Source organism: Microbacterium sp., from assembly GCF_051953575.1.
Classification (GTDB): Bacteria; Actinomycetota; Actinomycetes; order Actinomycetales; family Microbacteriaceae; genus Microbacterium.
Genome location: NZ_JBQCIP010000056.1, coordinates 1 through 2,775 on the forward strand (window position 1 = coordinate 1; position 2,775 = coordinate 2,775).

A 2,775-nucleotide genomic window follows, 5' to 3' on the forward strand; every position below is an offset into this window, starting at 1 on the left:
CGACAGGATCGCCTTGCTCGGCGCGCCGACGGTGATCGAATGGCGGGCCCCGGGGCGTTGCGCGACCGTCGCGACGGCGTGGCGCGGCTCGACGCTCGCGAGGGTGATGCACTCGTCGCGGTCGAGCACCGCGAGGAAGCACGTCATGCTCAGCTCGTTGGCGATGGCAGTGAGCTCGGGCAGCGCCTCGGCCTGCAGGTCGTGCGCGACGCCGGCCGCCAGGGCTGCGATCCGTGCGCCCAGCTGCACGCGTCCGGCGGAGTCGCGTGCGACGAGGCCGTGGTCCTCGAGTGTTCGCAGCAGCCGGTAGGCGACGGAGCGGTGCACGTCGAGTCGTGCGGCGAGCTCGTCGATGGTGAGCGGCTCGCGGGCGTCGGCGAGGACCTCGAGGATCCGGATGCCGCGGCTCAGCGTCTGCGAGGCGGGCGCGGTCGTGCTCACGCGGGCTCCTGTCTTGTCGGATCGATGACGCGTCGTATACGATCTGTTCAATAGTAGAACGGCGTGTTCGAATATAGAACACGATCGCTTCCTCTCACAAGACACCGCCGTCACAGAACCCGACACCGCCGTCAGAGGAGTCACGATGCAGTTCCACCACCACGGTTACGTCTCCGGAGACCCGCGCGTGCAGAACGCCGCCGGCACCGGCGTCGACCGCCCCGCCGAGCTTCCCGACGAGATGGACGTGCTCATCGTCGGCTCCGGACCCGCCGGGATGCTGCTCGCAGCGCAGATGTCGCAGTTCCCCGTTGTCACGACCCGCATCATCGAGCGCCGCGACGGTCGTCTCGTGCTCGGCCAGGCCGACGGCATCCAGCCGCGCAGCGTCGAGACGTTCCAGGCCTTCGGGTTCGCCGAGCGCATCATCGCCGAGGCGTACAACATCGGCTGGATGAACTTCTGGGGCCCCGACCCCGAGGACCCCGAGAACATCGTGCGCACGGCGCGCACCGAGGACTACGCGTTCAAGATCAGCGAGTTCCCGCACCTGATCGTCAACCAGGCGCGCGTGCTCGACTACTTCGCCGAGGCCGCCGCCCACGGGCCCGGGCGCATCGTGCCCGACTACGGCATCGAGTTCGTCGGCCTGACCGTGCAGCCGGAGGGCGAGTACCCCGTCGAGGTGCGCGTCCGCTACACGGCGGGGGAGCGGGCCGGCCAGGAGCGCACCGTCCGGGCCAAGTACGTCGCCGGCTGCGACGGCGCGCGCAGCGGCGTGCGCGAGGCCATCGGCCGCAAGCACGTCGGCGGCATCTCGGCCCATGCGTGGGGCGTCATGGACGTGCTCGTGAACACCGACTTCCCGGACTGGCGCACCAAGTGCGCGATCAACGCCGAGGCCGGCAACATCCTGCACATCCCGCGCGAGGGCGGGTACCTGAGCCGCATGTACATCGACCTCGGAGAGGTGGCCGACGACGACGACCACCGGGTGCGCCAGACGCCGATCGAAGAGATCATCCGCAAGGCCAACGCGATCCTGCACCCCTACTCGATCGACGTGAAGCAGGTCGCGTGGCACAGCGTCTACGAGGTCGGCCACCGCGTCACCGACAAGTTCGACGACGTGGACGTCGACCAGGACCACGCGCCGCGCGTGTTCCTCACCGGCGACGCCTGCCACACCCACTCGGCGAAGGCCGGGCAGGGCATGAACGTGTCGATGCAGGACGGCTTCAACCTGGGCTGGAAGCTGGGGCACGTCCTCACCGGCCTCAGCCCGGCGTCGCTGCTGGAGACCTACTCGGCCGAGCGTCAGCCGGTCGCGCAGCAGCTGATCGACTTCGACCGGGAGTGGTCGTCGCTCATGGCGCGCAAGCCCGAAGAGATCTCGGACCCGCAGGAGCTCGCTACCTTCTACCTCGGCACCGCCGAGTTCCCCTCCGGCTTCATGACGCAGTACGGCCCGTCGATGGCGGTTCAGGATGCCGCCCACCAGGCGCTCGCGCCGGGATTCCCGGTCGGCAAGCGCTTCACGTCCTCCGAGGTCGTGCGGGTGTGCGACGGCAACGCGGTGCACCTGGGCCACCACGCCAAGGCGGACGGCCGGTGGCGGATCTACGCGTTCGCCGACGCGGCGGCGCCGGGTGCGGCATCCGCCCTCTCGGCGTGGGCCGAGTACGCGGCATCCGATGCGTCACCCGTGGTCCGCTTCACGCCGGAGGGCGCGGACGCCGACGCCGTGTTCGACGTCAAGGTCGTGTACCAGCAGCCCCACGAGGACGTCGACATCATGGCGGTGCCCAAGCTGTTCCTGCCCGAGACCGGACCGCTCGGACTCATCGACTGGGAGAAGGCGTACGCCGCCGCGCCCAGCGCCTGGACCTCGACCGACATCTTCGACGAGCGCGGCCTGTCGCGCGACGGCGTGGTGGTGGTCGTGCGTCCCGATCAGTACGTCGCGGCGGTGCTGCCGCTCGGCGCCCACGACGAGCTCGCGGACTTCTTCGCGGGGGTCTTCGTTCCTCAGCGCTGAGAGTGTACGTCCCGGAGAGAACTCGCCACCCGATGTACATCCTGTATATCGGTACCGCGGGCTCGGACAGGCAGAATGACCAAAGACATCGATCGACGGATGCCGCGGGTCGAGGCATCCACATTGCACACAACCGACGAGGGAGTCCCCGTGACCGAGAACCGTGAGACCGAGCTGCTGGCCTCCGTCCCCGATGCCCTGTTCATCGGCGGGGAGTGGCGTGCGGCGTCGGCCGGCAAGACCCTGAAGGTGTACGACCCGTCGAACGGCCAGGTCGTGAAAGAGATCGCCGACGC

General features: G+C 69.2%; 2 protein-coding genes. One reads left to right on the plus strand and one right to left on the minus strand.

What is annotated here, in order from left to right; all coding sequences use genetic code 11:
- A partial coding sequence (locus ACTHNQ_RS04210; protein ID WP_440331367.1) for an IclR family transcriptional regulator occupies positions 1-441 on the minus strand: 441 nt, incomplete at its 3' end.
- A gap of 145 nt (positions 442-586) precedes the next feature.
- Here ACTHNQ_RS04210 and ACTHNQ_RS04215 point away from each other — a divergent pair.
- Positions 587-2,479 carry an FAD-dependent monooxygenase gene (locus ACTHNQ_RS04215; protein WP_440331369.1) on the plus strand — a complete coding sequence of 631 codons (1,893 nt, stop codon included), beginning with the start codon at positions 587-589 and terminating at the stop codon, positions 2,477-2,479.
- Positions 2,480-2,775: the final 296 nt, after the last annotated feature.

Coding starts and splice junctions, on each gene's coding strand:
- ACTHNQ_RS04215 (WP_440331369.1), top strand. CDS start 587: ATGCAGTTCCACCACCACGGTTACGTCTCCGGAGACCCGCGCGTGCAG.